The following is a 15,128-nucleotide window of genomic DNA, read 5'->3' as shown; positions in this document are numbered from 1 at the left end:
CCGCCCTAGGGCGCCGGGGTTTCCGTGACCGGCAGGTGCTCGGCCAGGAAGCGCTCCATCTCTTCCATCACCTGGACCTCGATCGTGGAGGTCCAGCCGCTGTGGCCCTGGTTCTCGAGTTCGATGTACCGGACGTTCTTGCCGGCGCCTCTCAGGGCCCGGTCCATGCGTTCGGAATGTTCGCTCGGCACGACCCGGTCCCTGTCGCCGTGAATGAGCAGGGTCGGCGGGCGCCAGTCGGCGACATGCCGGATCGGCGACGCCGCTTCGAGGCGTTCGCGATCGGCGCCCGGGTTGCCGATCGATTCGAGCCAGTACTCATAGGTGTCGGAATCCGCTCCGTACTCCTCCCGGACCCATCGCATCATGGCCATCAGGTCGCTGACGCCGGAAATGGCGATCACACAACGGTAGAGGTCCGGCTGGGTCGCGCCCGACTGAAGGGCGGCGTAACCGCCATAGCTGGCGCCGACGATGCAGACCCGCTCGGGATTGACCAGGCCGCCCGAGACGAGGTGGTTGACGCCGGAAGTGACGTCGTCCTGCATGCGCAGGCCCCACTGCCCGTAGCCGGCTTTCGCGAAGGCGTGGCCGAGGCCGGACGAGCCGCGGAAATTGGGCTGGAACACCTGATAGCCCCGGCTGGCGAGGAACTGGACCCAGGTGTCCCAGGTCAGGGAATCCCGCGTCTCGGGACCGCCGTGCGGCATGACGATCAGCGGCGCGGCGGCGCCCTGGGACCCGGCGGGCCGGGTCAGGTAGCCGAACAGGGCCTGGCCGTCTTCCGCCTGCCATTCCACCCGTTCGGTCTGCGCCAGCGCCTCGGTCGAGAGGCGGAAGCGGCGGGTGAAGGGGGTCAGGCTGTGCTCGGCGGTGTCGAACAGGAAATACCGGCCCGGGTCGCCCGCGCCCGAGGCCTCGATCAGCCAGCGCGTTCCCTCGCGCGCCTGGGAGACGACGGAGATATTGTACTGGGGCCCGATCGCGGCCCGGATGTCCTGCATCGTGGCGTTGCGTTCGGGGTCGACATAGTCGCAGCGGAACACGTCCTCGACATAGCAGCCGCCGAGCAGACGCGAGGTGGCCGCTTCCACCACGATCGCCGAGACGTCATAGCGGTCGTTGCGCCAAAGCACCGGTCCAAGAGTCCGGGTGGAGAAGTCATAGACGTGCACGCCCGTCGTGAGGTCGCCGCCCAGCACATCCGAGGACACGCCGACATAGGCCTCGTTGGGCCGCTCGGTCGGTCCCATGAAGGCATAGTCCGGCATTTCCCGGATCTGGTCCTTGCGCAGGCGGAACATCTCGGTCCACCGGCCATCCTCGCCGAGGGCCTCCATGACCACGACATTGCCCATGACCCCGCGCATGGCCGTCCGCGCGACCACCTTGCCGGTCCGGTCAGTGGTGTAGCTCTGGATGCGGCGGTCGCCGTCGACGATGATCTCTGAGTCGCCGGTCAGGACGTTCACGCGGGCCACATCGAGACCGCCGTTCGAATCCTGGAACGTCATCAGGATGTTTTCGGGATCGGCGGGCAGAAGGGCAAGGAATTCGCCGGGATCGCCGCGCCGCGCACGGGGCGCCTCGAGATTGATCTGGGACTCGCCGTCCCGGGCCAGTGAGTGGATCGTGCGTCCGTAGCGCACTGTATGGATGTCGCCGGTGCCGCGGCCGCCCGTCCGGCCGACTTCCAGATTCGACAGGCCGACGATCAGGCGGTCTTCCGTCTTCCACACCACCCAATCGATATAGGTGCCGCCGAACTCCTCGCCGGCCGTGCTGGCGACAAGCGCCTTCGTCTCACCCGTTTCGAGATCCCGGACCTGAAGGCCCGAGGTGTCGCCACGCCGGACGACGAAGGCCATATACCGTCCTGTCGGCGAAAGCCGCGCCTGACCGACAAGGGAGCCTTCGGCGAACTGGGCCGCGGTCGGCGTCTGGGCCGCGACGGCGGTCCCCAGCCCGATCAGAAGGGCGGCGATCGCCACCCCGGTCGCCCGCACTATCGTTTTCATGGAAATACTCCCCCTGAGATTGCATTGTCCGCGTCCGGGTTCGCCTTCGTCAACCCCGCCATTTTCACAGCATCGCCGGGATGACCCGGTCCGGCGGTCGGTGGCCGTTGCTGTAGGTCTGGATATTGACGATGACCCGGTCGCCCATGTCCTGCCGCGCCTCCAGCGTCGCCGAGCCCAGATGGGGCAGCAGGACGACGTGGGCATGGCCCAGCAGGCCGGGATGGATGGCGGGCTCGTGCTCATAGACGTCCAGCCCCACGCCGGCGATCGCACGCCGCGCCACGGCGTCTGACAGGGCCGCCTCGTCGATCAGTTCGCCGCGGGCGGTGTTGATCAGGATGGCGTGGGGCTGAAGCCGGGCCAGCCGCTCCGCCGACAGCAGGTGGTGGGTCTCCTTCGTCGCCGGACAGTTCAGCGAGATCAGGTCCATCCGCGCCAGCATCTGGTCGAGGTCGTCCCAGTATGTCGCCCCCAGCTCCTCGGCGATCATGGCCGGCACGGGTTTGCGGTTGTGATAGTGGACCTGCATCCCGAACGCCTTCGCGCGCCGGGCCAGCGCCTGGCCGATCCGGCCCATGCCGACGATGCCCAGGCGCTTGCCCCACAGCTTGCGTCCGGTCATCCAGGTCGGGGTCCAGCCCTCGAACCGGCCCTCGGCCACGACCTGGGCGCCCTCGACGATGCGGCGGCTGACAGCAAGGATCAGGCCCATGGCGAGGTCGGCCGTGTCCTCGGTGAGGACGCCGGGCGTATTGGTGACGATCAGACCCCGGCCCACGGCGGCGTCGACGTCGATGTGGTCCACCCCGGCGCCGAAATTGGCGATCATCTTCAACTGGTCGCCGGCCGCGGCGATCAGGGCGGCGTCGATGGCGTCGGTGATGGTCGGCACCAGCACGTCGGCGCGCCGCACCGCCGCCTCCAGCGCGGCGCGATCCATCGGCGCATCGGTCAGGTTCAGCTCGGCGTCGAACAGCTCGCGCATGCGCGTCTCGACCGCGTCCGGCAGTCGTCTGGTTAATACGACCTTAAGCCGGGGCGCTGACATTCGAAGCCTTGGATTACACGGATGCAGACGGTGTCTAGCAAAGCTCGCTCCCGCCTCCAAAGGCTGGCTGTCATCGCGGCGGTTTTCGGCGCCGGGGTCCTCGGCGGCGCCGGCCAGGTCATGCCCGACGGCCGGCCCACGCCCAGCGGCCAGCCCGTGCCGCGCTGGCTGTCGCTCAAGTCCGATGAGGTCCGGGCCCGGTCCGGCCCCGGCCTCGACTACCGTATCCTGTGGGAGTACCGCGTCTCCGGCCTGCCGGTGCAGGTGGTCGCCGAGACCACGGAATGGCGCAAGATCTGCGATCCCGAGGGCGGCGTCGCCTGGGTCCACCGCAGCGTCGTGTCCAGCCGTCGCAGCGCCTTCAACGCCTCGGACGCCGAGATTCCGATCCGCTCCGGCCCGTCAGCCAGCGCCGCCCTGCGGGCCCGGCTGACGCCGCATTCGGTGGTGGCCATGGAAGACTGCGAGGACGGCTGGTGCGAGGTGCGGGTGCGCCGGATGCGGGGCTTCGTGCGCCAGAGCGAAGTCTTCGGCGGCCAGGATCGGGCCCTGTGCAGCGCCGCCCGCCCGGCGGGCCGCGGACGCTGATCCCCGCTGGCCGGTCCCACCGCTAAAAAGTTGAGCCGTCGGTTCCCGTCGTGTAACCCGGCCGCAACACCCGCTGGAGAGTTCCCTTGAGCCAGTCGCAATATCCGTCGTCGTTCGACTACGAGGCCCTGCTCGCCTCGGGCCGGGGCGAGCTGTTCGGCAACGGCAATGCCCGCCTGCCGGCTCCGCCCATGCTGATGCTCGACCGGATCGTCACCATCAACGCGGACGGCGGCGCCCACGGCAAGGGCTATATCGAGGCCGAGCTGGATATCCATCCGGACCTCTGGTTCTTCCAGTGCCACTTCATCGGCGACCCGGTGATGCCCGGCTGCCTCGGCCTCGACGCCATGTGGCAGCTGGTCGGCTTCTACCTCGGCTGGATCGGCGGCCCCGGCAAGGGCCGGGCGCTCGGCGTCGGCGAGGTCAAATTCACCGGCCAGGTGACGCCCGACATCAAGAAGGTGGTCTACAAGATCGACCTGAAACGCGTCATCAACCGTCGCCTGGTCATGGGCATCGCCGACGGGGTTCTCGAAGCCGACGGCGTCCCCATCTATACGGCGACCGACATGCGCGTCGGTCTGTTCGGCGCGACCGAACCCGTCGGCGGCTGATCACCCTCGTTACAGACCGCGGTCAACGCGGCGAACTCGGCATCAAGAAGGAAACCATCATGCGGCGTGTCGTCGTCACCGGTCTGGGCATCGTCTCCTCCATCGGCACCGGCCAGGATGAGGTTTCGGTCTCGCTGCGCGAGGCCCGTTCGGGCGTCGTCGCCGCGCCGGATCACATCCAACACGGCTTCCGCTCGCAGGTCTGGGCCCCGCCGGCGCTGGGTGTGACGGCCGAGGACTGGGCGCCGCACGTGGACCGCCGCGCCGCCCGCTTCCTCGCCAACGGCACGGCCTGGGGCCACATCGCCTTCGAGGAGGCGCTGAAGGATTCCGGCATGACCGCCGAGGAGATCCAGTCCGAGCGTATCGGCCTGATCGTCGGCGAGGGCGGCCCCTCGACCCAGATCATCCTCCAGGCCGCGGCCACCACGATCGAAAAGGGCTCGCCCAAGCGCATCGGCCCGTTCGCCGTGCCCAAGGCCATGGCCTCGGGCCCCTCCGCCGTGCTGGCCACTTGGTTCCAGCTCAAGGGGATCAACTATTCGATCTCCTCGGCCTGCGCGACCAGCGCCCACTGCATCGGCGCGGCCGCCGAACAGATCGCCTGGGGCAAGCAGGACGTGGTCTTCGCCGGCGGCGTCGAGGACATCGACTGGTCCATGTCCAACATGTTCGACGCCATGGGCGCCATGTCGTCCAACTTCAACGAAACCCCCTCGGTCGCCAGCCGGGCCTATGACAAGGACCGCGACGGCTTCGTCATCGCCGGCGGCGCCGGCATCGTGGTGCTGGAAGAGTATGAGCGGGCCGTGGCGCGCGGCGCGACCATCTATGCCGAGGTCACCGGCTACGGCGCCAATTCCGACGGCTATGACATGGTCGCCCCCTCCGGCGAGGGCGCCGAGCGCTGCATGAAGATCGCGCTCGAAATGGCCGGCAACCCGAAGATCGACTACCTCAACCCGCACGGCACCTCGACGCCGGTGGGCGATTCCAAGGAAATGGGGGCGGTCCGCAACGTCTTCGGCGATGCCATGCCGATGATTTCCTCGACCAAGTCGCTGACCGGCCATTCGCTCGGCGCGGCCGGGGCGCAGGAGGCGATCTACTGCCTGCTGATGATGAAGCACGGCTTCGCCGCCGAAAGCGCCCACATCGAAACCCTCGACCCCGAGTTCGAGGGCATGCCGATCCTGCGCGAGCGCCACGACGGCGAGCTGAAGCACGTCATGTCCAACAGCTTCGGCTTCGGCGGCACCAACGGGACGCTGATCCTGTCGAAGGTCTGAGCCCGGGAGCCAACCGGCTCCCGGCGCGCTAGGATGGTCCTGCCCAACCGGATGGAGCGCCTCTGACCCTCGACCCCTACATCCTGTTCCTGCTCGGCCTCGGCGCCGTGGTCCTGCTGGTCGCCTGGGCGCCGGTGGGGCTGAAGCGCCTGCCGCTGACCCTCGCCATCCTGTGCGTCGCCGTCGGCGTGCTGGTGTTCAGCACCGGCCTGCTGTCGTTCAATCCGGACCCGCGGACCTGGGACACGGCGACCGAACGGCTGACCGAACTGGTGGTCATCATCAGCCTGATGGGCGCGGGGCTGAAGCTCGACCGGCCATTGGGCTGGCGGCGGTGGGCCTCGACCTGGCGTCTGCTGGCCATAGCCATGCCCCTGACCATTTTCGCCGTGGCCTGGCTGGGCATCGCCGGCCTCGGCTTCAGCCTGGCCATGTCGATGCTGCTGGGAGCCGCCATGGCGCCCACGGACCCTGTGCTCGCCGCCGATGTCCAGGTCGGCCCGCCCAAGTCAGGCGACGAGGACGAGGTGCGCTTCGGCCTGACCTCCGAAGCCGGGCTCAACGACGCCCTCGCCTTCCCGTTCGTCCATCTGGCCATACTGGCCGCGGCAGGCGGACTCGCCGCAGCCGGGGGCCTGACGGACTGGTTCACCATCAAGGTCGGCTGGAAGCTGCTGGCAGGCGTCGGGGTCGGCGTCCTGTGCGGTTTTGGCTTTGCCAGACTGATCTTCCGCGGCGGCGGGACCCGGTTCGGCGACGGTCTGGTCGCCCTCGCCGCCACCCTGGTCGCCTATGCGGCCGCCGAGCTTGCGCATGGCTATGGCTTTCTCGCCGTCTTCGTCTGCGCCCTGACGATCCGCGCCGCCGAGCGCGATCACGAGATCCATCAGGAGATGCACGACTTCTCCGACCAGATCGAACGCCTGCTGATGATGCTGCTGCTGGTCCTGTTCGGCGGCGCCCTGGCCAACGGTCTGCTGGCCAGCCTGACCTGGATCGACGCCCTGATCGGCCTGGCGGTGGTGTTTTTGGTGCGACCGGTCGCCGGGATGATCGCCATGACCGGATCGGGCCAGCCGATGCGGGAGCGGCTGTTGCTTTCCTTCCTCGGCATCCGCGGCGTCGGCTCGGTCTATTATGTCGCCTACGGCCTCAACCACGGCGATTTCGGCGACAGCGAGCGGCTCTGGGCCATCGTCGGCTTCATCATCCTGGTGTCGATCCTCGTCCACGGCGTCACCGCCGCGCCCCTGCTTCAGCGGCTGGCCCGCCGGCGCGAGGCGGAGGCCGGCTGACGCTTCCCCCCAAAGCCGGGCGCTGCTAACCCTCGGCGTTCAAAGCACGGAGACAGAAGATGGCGAGCGAGAGCGGCTGGAACATGCCCACCGGTGAACTCATGAAGGGCAAGAAGGGCCTGATCATGGGAGTCGCCAACTCGAACTCCATCGCCTGGGGGATCGCTTCCCAGCTGGCGGCCCAGGGCGCCGAACTGGCCTTCACCTATCTCGGCGAGGGCCTGGAGCGCCGCGTGCGTCCGCTGGCCGAGAGCGTCGGCGCCAAGCTGCTGATCCAGGCCGACGTCACCGACGACGCCTCGATGGACCAGGCCTTCGCCGAGCTGGAAAAGGCCTTCGGCACGATCGATTTCGTGGTCCACTCCGTGGCCTTCGCCAACAAGGACGAGCTCAAGGGCAGCTTCGTCGACAACACCAGCCGCGACAGCTTCCTGCTGGCCATGAACATCTCGGCCTTCAGCTTCGTCGACGTGGCCAAACGGGCGTCGAAACTGATGCCCAATGGCGGCTCGCTGGTGACCATGACCTATCTCGGCTCGGAGCGGGCCATCCCGAACTACAACACCATGGGCGTGGCCAAGGCGGCGCTGGAGGCGGCGACCCGCTACATCGCCCGCGACCTGGGCCCCAGGGGCATCCGCTGCAACGCCATCTCGGCCGGGGCCATGCGCACCCTGTCGCTGGCCGGCATCTCGGGCGGCCGCGGCATGATCAGCCAGGGCCGGGCCATGTCGGCGATGAAGGAGGACACCTCGATGGAGGGCGTCGCCGGCGCCGCCCTGTGGCTGTGCTCGGACCTCGGCTTCTCGACCACGGGCGAGGTCATCCACGTCGACGCCGGCTTCCACATGATGGGCATGGCGGCCGACGAGGAAGCCTGAGGGCCTCCGGCGCCCGGCGAACCCCCGTCTTTCCCGGAAAAGGGACGTTTCCGTGGTTGACCGCCGGTACGGCTGTGCCAGCTTGGCCGTTCCCCTGACAGGAGAGGTCGCGTGGCCCACAAGTTCGAAATCTACAAGGACAAGGCGGGCGAGTTCCGCGTCCGCTTCAAATACAATTCGGAAGTGATGTTCTCGACCGAGGGCTATGCGTCCAAGGCCTCGGCGAAGAGCGCCATCGAGTCGATCAAGAAGAACGGGCCGGACGCCCCGGTCGACGACACGACCGACTGAGGCTCAGTCCGGCTCGCGCTCGCCGATCTCGGTCGGTTTCACCGCCAGCAGCCAGCCGTCGGCGATGTGCAGGTCGGGCACGGCGTCCTTCGTGAACGGCAGATACCAGGTCGGGCCGCCGGTCGCGGGGGCGATCTCCAGCATGTCGTCGGCGCCGAAATTCTGCACGGACTTCACCGTCCCGAGGATGAGGCCGTCGGGATCGCGGGCTTCCAGCCCGACCAGATCGGTGAGGTAGAATTCGTCCTCCTCGGGTTCCGGCAGCTTGTCGCGCGGGATGTACAGCTTCAGCCCGCGCAGGGCGTCAGCCTCTTCCTTGGTGGCGATCTCCTTGGCCCGGCCGACGACGGCGGACTTCTCCGCCCGGCCGGAGGTCAGGGTCAGGCCGGTCGAGCCGTCGGCGCGCAGCAGGACGCCGTAGGTCAGCAGGGTCTTCGGTTCGGCCGTCCATGCGGTCACCCGCACCTCGCCCTTGACCCCGAACCCGCCGGCGACCTGGCCGACGAGGATGAGTTTGCTGTCGGTCGTCATCGCCGCCTCGTTCCAGGATCCTGCGCTCCAGTAGCGCGAAGCGCGGTAGCGCACCCCTATAAATGAAAAGCAGCGCCCGGTGGTCCGGACGCTGCTTTCCGATCGTCTGCGTCCCGCCGGAGCGGGCCCCGAAGCCCTTAGGCCTCGGTCTTTTCTTCTTCGGTCGCTTCGGCGGCCGGGGCTTCTTCGGCGGCGGCTTCGGCCGGAGCCTCTTCCGTCACGGCTTCAGCTTCAGCGGCGGGGGCTTCTTCAGCGGCGGCTTCGGGCTCGGGAGCCGGCGGCGCGTTCTTGGCGGCTTCAGCGGCGGCGGCCGCTTCTTCCTTGGCGCGGACGGCGGCTTCAGCGGCCTCGATCTTGGCGGCGGCTTCGGCCTCGGCGCGGTCGGCTTCGCGCTGGGCGCGCTCGGCGGCGCGCTCCTGGGCCTTCTTGCCCGGCTCGGCCTTCTTCGGGTTGTTCGACTGGGTCCACTTGACCTTGCCGGCCAGGGCTTCGTCCTGGCTCAGGAAGCGGGCGACGCGGTCGGTGGGCTGGGCGCCCTTGCCGAGCCATTCGGCGATCCGGTCGGTCTTCAGGGTGACGCGCTTCTGCTCGCCGTCGCGCGGCAGCATCGGGTTGTAGCTGCCGACGCGCTCGATGAATTTGCCATCGCGCGGGGAGTGGCTGTCGGCAACGACGATGTAATAGTAGGGGCGCTTCTTGGCGCCGCCGCGGGCCAGACGAATCTTCAGCATTTTCAGTCTCTTTCTTTAGGTCGGATTATTTCTTGGGAGGAAAGCCCGGCAGGCCCGGAAGGCCCCCAGGGAGTTGTCCGCCGCCCAGACCCGCCATGCGGTCCTGAAGGGCTTTCAATTCGTCGGCGCTGGGTTCGGGCATGCGGCCGCCCCCCATCGCCTTGAGGCGGGCCATGTCGGGGCCGCCGCCCATGCCGCCGCCGAGGCCGCCCATCATGGCGGCCATCTGCTTCATGCCCTTGCCGCCGCCGCGCGACATGGACTTGACCATGTCGGCCATCTGGCGGTGCTGTTTAAGCAGGCGGTTGATGTCCTGGACCTCGACGCCGGCGCCTTTGGCGACGCGCTTCTTGCGGCTGGCGTTGAGCAGGTCGGGCTTCTTGCGCTCGGCCTTGGTCATCGAGGAGATGATGGCTTCCTGGCGGGCGATCATCCGATCGTCGACGCCGCTCTCGGCCATCTGGTTCTTCATCTTGGCCACGCCGGGCAGCATGCCCATGATGCCCTGCAGACCGCCCATCCGCTTCATCTGCTGCAGCTGGCCGGCGAGGTCGTTGAGGTCGAACTGTCCCTTGGCCAGTTTGCGGGCCATGGCCTCGGCCTTGGACTGGTCCAGCTCCTGCGACGCCTTCTCGACCAGGGCGACGATGTCCCCCTGACCCAGGATGCGGCCGGCGACGCGGCGGGCGTCGAACACTTCCAGCGCGTCGACCTTCTCGCCCGCGCCGATGTATTTGATCGGCAGGCCGGTGACGGCGCGCATCGACAGCATGGCCCCGCCGCGCCCGTCGCCGTCGGCGCGGGTCAGAACGAGGCCGGTCAGCGGCAGGCGGTCGTGGAAGGCCTTGGCGGTGCGGACGGCGTCCTGACCGGTCAGGCTGTCGGCGACCAGCAGGGTCTCGACGGGCTTGGAGACGGCGGCGACCTCGGCCACCTCGGCCATCAGGGCCTCGTCCAGCGTGATCCGGCCGGCGGTGTCGAGGATCAGGACGTCGAAGCCCTGGAGTTTCGCCGACTGCAGCGCGCGTTTGGTGATCTGGATCGGCGACTCGCCGGCCACGATCGGCAGGACCGCGACCTCGATCTGTTTGCCGAGGGTCTGCAGCTGCTCCATGGCCGCCGGACGACGCGTGTCCAGCGAGGCCATCATGACCTTCTTGCGATCGAATTTCGTGAGACGCAGGGCCAGCTTGGCCGAGGTCGTCGTCTTGCCCGAGCCCTGCAGGCCGGCCATCAGGATGACGGCGGGCGGGGTGGCGTTCAGATTGATCGGGGTCGGCTCATCGCCGCCGAGCATCTCGACCAGACCGTCATAGACGATCTTGACCACCTGATCGGCCGGCTTGACCGAGCGGATGACGTCCTCGCCCGTGGCACGCTCGGTGGCGAAGGCGATGAAGTCCTTGACGACGGGCAGGGCGACGTCGGCCTCGAGCAGCGCCACGCGGACTTCGCGCATCGCCTCGGAGACGTCCTTTTCGGACAGGGCGCCGCGCCCGGTGATCCGGTCGAAGACGCCTGTCAGCCGCTCGTTCAGAGCCTCGAACATTCACAACCTCGTTGCGACGGGTGAGACGGTCTCCATAGCGAAATGGCCTCCGGCGACGATCACGTCGGCGGAGGGTTCTCGCCTGCCTCGTCCGGTCGAAACCGGGGTCGTGCAGGTGGAGACGCGAGGTTCACTTGCGTCGGAAGCGGCGGCTTATGGCGGAAAAGACGGGCGGAGGCAAGGCTGGGACCTCGAGAGCTGGTTCATCACGAAGGACACAAAGGAATCCGCAAAGAGCACGAAGAGGCCGGAGCCCCGCCTTCCGCGCGAAGCGCCTTGTTGTCGATGAAAGGAATGGCGCGGTCGCGCCGCGACACCGCTCCCGTCGTGTCCTTCGTGTCCTTTGTGTCCTTCATGAAGAACCAGCCGTCCTCGACGAGCAACCGCACGTCCTTCTCCCCGACGCTGAACCAGCGCCGGGGAAAGCTATCGGGCCCTAGGAGACCGGGAAACCCCGCACCTTGAGCAGCGCCGTCACGTCCGGGTCGCGGCCGCGGAAGCGGCGGTAGGCTTCGGCCCGGTCGGTGGTGTTGCCCTCGGCCAGGATGATGGCCTTGTAGCGGGCCGCAATGTCCGGATTGAAGACGTCGCCCGACTCCTCGAAATAGGCCCAGGTGTCGGCGTCCATGACCTCGGACCAGAGGTAGCTGTAGTACCCGGCCGAATAGGAATCCGAGGTGAACAGGTGATTGAACTGCGGCAGGCGGTGCCGCATCACGATCTCCTTCGGCATGCCGTAGCGCGCCAGGCTCTCGCGCTCGAAGGCGTCGATGTCGGTCGGCGGCGTCGCCCGGGTGTGCAGGTCCATGTCGACCAGGGCCGAGGACAGATAGCTGACGGTGTCATAGCCCTGGTTGAAGGTGTTCGACGCCTCGATCTTGTCGACCAGCGACTGCGGCATCGGCTGGCCGGTCTCCACATGCTTCATGAAGCCGTCGAGGATCGGCCGGCTCAGCACCCAGTGCTCATGCACCTGCGACGGGTACTCGACATAGTCCCGCGGCGTCCCGCCCAGCGACGGATAGGTATAGGCCGCCGACAGCGAATGCAGGGCGTGGCCGAACTCGTGGAACAGGGTCTGGGCGTCGTCGAGCGAGATCAGGATCGGCTCCCCGCCCTCGGCCTTGGTGAAGTTGTTGTTGTTCGACGACAGCACGTTCTTGACGCCGTCATAGGTCGAATAGCTGCGGTAGCTGGTGGCCCAGGCGCCCGAGCGCTTGCCGGCGCGTGAGAAGTCGTCGGAGTAGAACAGGCCGACCGGGCTGCCGTCGGCCTTGTTGGAGACCGCGAACACCTCGACGTCCGGATGGAAGACCGGGACGGTCCCGCGCGCCAGCGGGGTGAACTCGAAGCCATAGAGCCGGCCCGCCATGTGGAAGGCGCCGCGCTTGACGTTGCTGAGCTCGAAATACGGTTTCAGCTCATTCTGATCGAGGTCGTATTTCTGCTTCCGGACCTTCTCCGCATAATAGAGATAGTCCCACGGCTCGATCTCGTGACCGGCGATGGCGCGCATGTCGGCCACCTCTTCGACCACCCGGGCCCTGGCCGGGGCCCAGACCCGGTTCATCAGATCCATGGCCGCGGCCGGGGTCTTGGCCATGGTGTCCTGCATCCGCCATTCGGCGTGGTTGGCGAAGCCCAGCAACCGCGCCCGCTCGGCCCGCAAGGCGACGATCTCGGCGATGGTGGCATTGGTGTCGTTGGCGTCGCCGTTGTCGCCGCGGTTGACGAATTTGCGCCAGACCTGCTCGCGCAGGGCCCGGTCGTCGGCGAAGCTCAGGAAGGGGTCGACGCTGGAGCGGGTGTTGACGATGGCCCATCCCTCGACGTTGCGCGAGCGCGCCGCACCCGCGGCGGCGGCCTTGTTCGAGGCCGGCAGGCCGGCGACCCCGGCCTCGCTGGAAATCACCGTCCAGGCGTTCTCGTCGGCGACCACCTTCTGGCCGAAGCGCGTGAAGGCGTTCGACAGCGCCGTGTTGATCCGGCCCAGTTCGGCCTTCTGCGTCGCGTTCAGCGCCGCGCCGTTGCGGATGAAGGCGTCGCGCGACCGTTCGGCCAGGCGGGTCTGTTCGGCCGTCAGGCCCGCGGCGGCAGCGCCGTCTGCGACGGCCTTGACCCGGGCGAACAGGCGTTCGTTGAAGGTGATCTCGTCGCCCGCCGCCGACAGCAGCGGCGAAACCTCGCGGTCGACCGCCTGATAGTCGGGCGAGCCGATATTACTGGTCATCACGCCATACAGGGCGCTGGCTCGTTGCAGCGGCTGGCCCGCCATCTGTTGCGCCACCAGGGTGTTGGCGAAGGTGGGTGGCTCGGGATTGTTCGCAATCGCGGCGTATTCCGCGCGGCGCAGCTCGATGCCTTCCAGTAGCGCCTCTTTCAATTTGGCCGGGGTGACGCGATCCCACGGCGGCACGCCTTCGTACGGACCGGTCCAGACCTGCAGCAGCTCCGCCCGCGGCGTCTGCACCGGCAACAGGGCCCGGGCCGTGGCCGCATCCGCCGCCAGGGTCGCGGCCGGGGTTCCGCCGCCCATCGACATCCCGTTCGAGGCGCAGGCCGACAGGGCGAGCAAACTGCCTCCGGCGACGAGAAGCTGGCGTCTGTGCATGAGAGGGACTCCGTCCGTGGGTGGGTTCGGGCGAACCTTGGCCCCTCGCGCCCTGACTGTCACATGAACGGGTCGTAATCTTCGTCGGTGGACGGGACCCGGCCCGGCGTCTAAAGCCCGCGCCATGGCGATTGGCGTATTCGACTCCGGCGTGGGCGGCCTGACGGTCCACCGCGAACTGACGCGGCGGTTTCCCGACCGGGATTTCGTCTATCTGGCCGACCAGGCCAACGCCCCCTACGGCGGGCGCGGCGGCGAGGAGATCGTCGACCTGACCTGCGCGGGCTGCGAGCGGCTGTTCGAGGCCGGGGCCAATGTCATCGTCCTGGCTTGCAACACCGCCTCGGCCATCGCCCTGCGGCGGCTGCAGCAGTCCTGGGTGCCCGAGGCCCGCGCGCGCCATGGCCGGCCGATCAATGTCCTCGGCATCATCGTCCCCACCATCGAGGCCGCGACCGGTCTGCCCTGGGCCTATGAGCGGACGCCGCTGGACGACAAGATCGAGGCCATCGACATCACCGGCGTCTTCTGCACCGCCGCCACGGCCATGAGCCGGGTCTATGAGATCGAGATCGACAAGCGGCGCGAGGATCTGGCGGTCTTTTCCGAACCCTGCCCCGGCCTCGCCGGCCTGATCGAGCTGGGCGCGCCCGCCGAGGAGCTCAGGGTTGTGGTCAACGACCATGTCGACGCCCTGCGTCGCCGCATCGGCCGCCATCCGGACCAGGCCATCCTCGGCTGCACCCACTATGAAATCGTCGCGGACATCTTCGCCGCGGCCCTGCCGCCCGGCACGCCGCTGATCCATCAGCCGACGGCCGTGGCGGACGCTCTGGACCGGTATTTCGCGCGGCATCCCGAGTATGCGCTGGGCGGTTCCGGCCGGCGCGACTTCCTGACCAGCGGCAAGCCCGGGCCGCAGTCGGATCTGGTCAGCCAGTTCTGGGGCGCGCCCCTGACCTTCGCCCCGGCCTGACCCGCTTCCGGCTTCAGCCGGCGAGCCGGGCCGGGCGCGGCGGCGGCGCGGCGTTCCACCCCCAGATCCGCAGCCACAGTTCGGCCAGCAACATATTCGGGACCCAGCACAGGAAGGCGACGGCGCGATAGGCGTCGTCAAAGTCCAGACCGCTCAGGGGCGAAAGCGGGAGCAGGATCCGCAGGGTCACCGCCGCATAGGTCAGGGACAGGCTTCGGATCATCCACCGCCGGTGTCTGGCGAACTCGCCTTGAAGGGCCTTGCGCCAGCCCACGGCCGTGGTGAAGAACCAGGCGACGGCCAGTCCGCCGAAGCCCGCCGAGGCGATCGGACCGGCCGTGCTGTACAGGGCCAGTCCGAAGCCGGTGACGGCGCTGGACAGGCAGGCCAGGACATAAACCCGCCCGGCGAACCTGTGCCAAACCCGGCGCGGCCCCTTGCGTGTGACCAGCTGGAACGTGCCCAACGCCAGCGCTGTCACTCCGCCGCCAACATGGCCGATCACCATCCAGGGCCAGCGCTCCAGATGGAGGATCATGAGCGGCGCCGGAGAGGCCGGTTCCGGCAATAGATAGCGCGCGCTGACCAGCGCCACGCATAGGGCCAGCAAGGTCACCATGCCGAAAATCGCAATCGCCACCGCTCGTCTCACGTCGTCGCTCCTTCTGTTGACTGCTGCGGCTTGAACCGGAGCGCGGGG

Annotated in this window: 15 protein-coding genes; 7 read left to right on the top strand and 8 right to left on the bottom strand. The window is 68.1% G+C overall.

The features are described from left to right. Positions 1-5: 5 nt before the first annotated feature. Together B2742_RS05250 and B2742_RS05245 are read right to left on the bottom strand one after the other, a co-directional pair. Positions 6-2,018: an alpha/beta hydrolase family protein gene (locus B2742_RS05250; RefSeq protein WP_292063788.1), complete on the bottom strand. Its 2,013-nt coding sequence runs from the start codon at positions 2,016-2,018 to the stop codon at positions 6-8. Between the two features lie 64 nt (positions 2,019-2,082). Beyond that, a complete protein-coding gene (locus tag B2742_RS05245; protein ID WP_292063786.1) occupies positions 2,083-3,069 on the bottom strand; it encodes a 2-hydroxyacid dehydrogenase in 987 nt (328 codons plus the stop codon). 21 nt (positions 3,070-3,090) lie between these two features. On the opposite strand from B2742_RS05245, the gene B2742_RS05240 reads away from it, so the two are divergent. The 6 genes from B2742_RS05240 to B2742_RS05215 all read left to right on the top strand — a co-directional run bounded on the left by B2742_RS05240 (position 3,091) and on the right by B2742_RS05215 (position 8,030). Continuing rightward, positions 3,091-3,657, top strand: a complete 567-nt coding sequence (locus B2742_RS05240) for an SH3 domain-containing protein (protein WP_292063784.1) — start codon at positions 3,091-3,093, stop codon at positions 3,655-3,657. Positions 3,658-3,743: 86 nt separating this feature from the next. After that, the gene (gene fabA, locus B2742_RS05235) at positions 3,744-4,274 is read left to right on the top strand and encodes a 3-hydroxyacyl-[acyl-carrier-protein] dehydratase FabA (RefSeq protein ID WP_292063782.1); all 531 of its coding nucleotides are present in this window, start codon (positions 3,744-3,746) and stop codon (positions 4,272-4,274) included. Between the two features lie 59 nt (positions 4,275-4,333). Further along, positions 4,334-5,563, top strand: a complete 1,230-nt coding sequence (gene fabB / locus B2742_RS05230) for a beta-ketoacyl-ACP synthase I (RefSeq protein WP_292063780.1) — start codon at positions 4,334-4,336, stop codon at positions 5,561-5,563. 107 nt (positions 5,564-5,670) lie between these two features. After that, on the top strand, positions 5,671-6,858 hold the full coding sequence (locus B2742_RS05225; protein ID WP_292063778.1) for a cation:proton antiporter: 1,188 nt from the start codon (positions 5,671-5,673) through the stop codon (positions 6,856-6,858). 83 nt (positions 6,859-6,941) lie between these two features. After that, complete coding sequence (locus tag B2742_RS05220; protein ID WP_292064005.1) at positions 6,942-7,739, top strand: enoyl-ACP reductase FabI; 798 nt, start codon at positions 6,942-6,944, stop codon at positions 7,737-7,739. A 111-nt stretch (positions 7,740-7,850) separates the two neighbouring features. After that, a complete protein-coding gene (locus B2742_RS05215; RefSeq protein WP_292063776.1) occupies positions 7,851-8,030 on the top strand; it encodes a YegP family protein in 180 nt (59 codons plus the stop codon). Positions 8,031-8,033: 3 nt separating this feature from the next. Here B2742_RS05215 and rimM read toward each other — a convergent pair whose 3' ends face one another. From rimM to B2742_RS05190, 5 genes are all read right to left on the bottom strand, one after another. After that, positions 8,034-8,561, bottom strand: coding sequence for a ribosome maturation factor RimM (gene rimM / locus B2742_RS05210; RefSeq protein ID WP_292063774.1), 528 nt, complete (start codon positions 8,559-8,561; stop codon positions 8,034-8,036). Between the two features lie 137 nt (positions 8,562-8,698). Beyond that, positions 8,699-9,292, bottom strand: coding sequence for a 30S ribosomal protein S16 (gene rpsP, locus B2742_RS05205; RefSeq protein ID WP_292063772.1), 594 nt, complete (start codon positions 9,290-9,292; stop codon positions 8,699-8,701). Between the two features lie 25 nt (positions 9,293-9,317). Then, positions 9,318-10,841 carry a signal recognition particle protein gene (gene ffh / locus B2742_RS05200; protein WP_292063769.1) on the bottom strand — a complete coding sequence of 508 codons (1,524 nt, stop codon included), beginning with the start codon at positions 10,839-10,841 and terminating at the stop codon, positions 9,318-9,320. Between the two features lie 206 nt (positions 10,842-11,047). Continuing rightward, positions 11,048-11,230, bottom strand: a complete 183-nt coding sequence (locus tag B2742_RS05195) for a hypothetical protein (RefSeq protein WP_292063766.1) — start codon at positions 11,228-11,230, stop codon at positions 11,048-11,050. A 47-nt stretch (positions 11,231-11,277) separates the two neighbouring features. Further along, on the bottom strand, positions 11,278-13,452 hold the full coding sequence (locus B2742_RS05190) for a M3 family metallopeptidase (RefSeq protein WP_292063764.1): 2,175 nt from the start codon (positions 13,450-13,452) through the stop codon (positions 11,278-11,280). A gap of 124 nt (positions 13,453-13,576) precedes the next feature. Here B2742_RS05190 and B2742_RS05185 point away from each other — a divergent pair, with 124 nt between their 5' ends. Continuing rightward, complete coding sequence (locus B2742_RS05185) at positions 13,577-14,428, top strand: glutamate racemase (protein WP_292063762.1); 852 nt, start codon at positions 13,577-13,579, stop codon at positions 14,426-14,428. 13 nt (positions 14,429-14,441) lie between these two features. Here B2742_RS05185 and B2742_RS05180 read toward each other — a convergent pair whose 3' ends face one another. After that, positions 14,442-15,080 (bottom strand): DUF2306 domain-containing protein, encoded by a 639-nt coding sequence (locus B2742_RS05180; protein ID WP_292063761.1) that lies wholly within the window; start codon positions 15,078-15,080, stop codon positions 14,442-14,444. Positions 15,081-15,128 lie beyond the last annotated feature (48 nt).

The organism is Brevundimonas sp. UBA7664, from assembly GCF_002483305.1.
In the GTDB taxonomy this organism is placed as follows: domain Bacteria; phylum Pseudomonadota; class Alphaproteobacteria; order Caulobacterales; family Caulobacteraceae; genus Brevundimonas.
The sequence above is the reverse complement of the archived record's forward strand: the minus strand, read 5'-3'. Positions and strand labels throughout refer to the sequence as shown.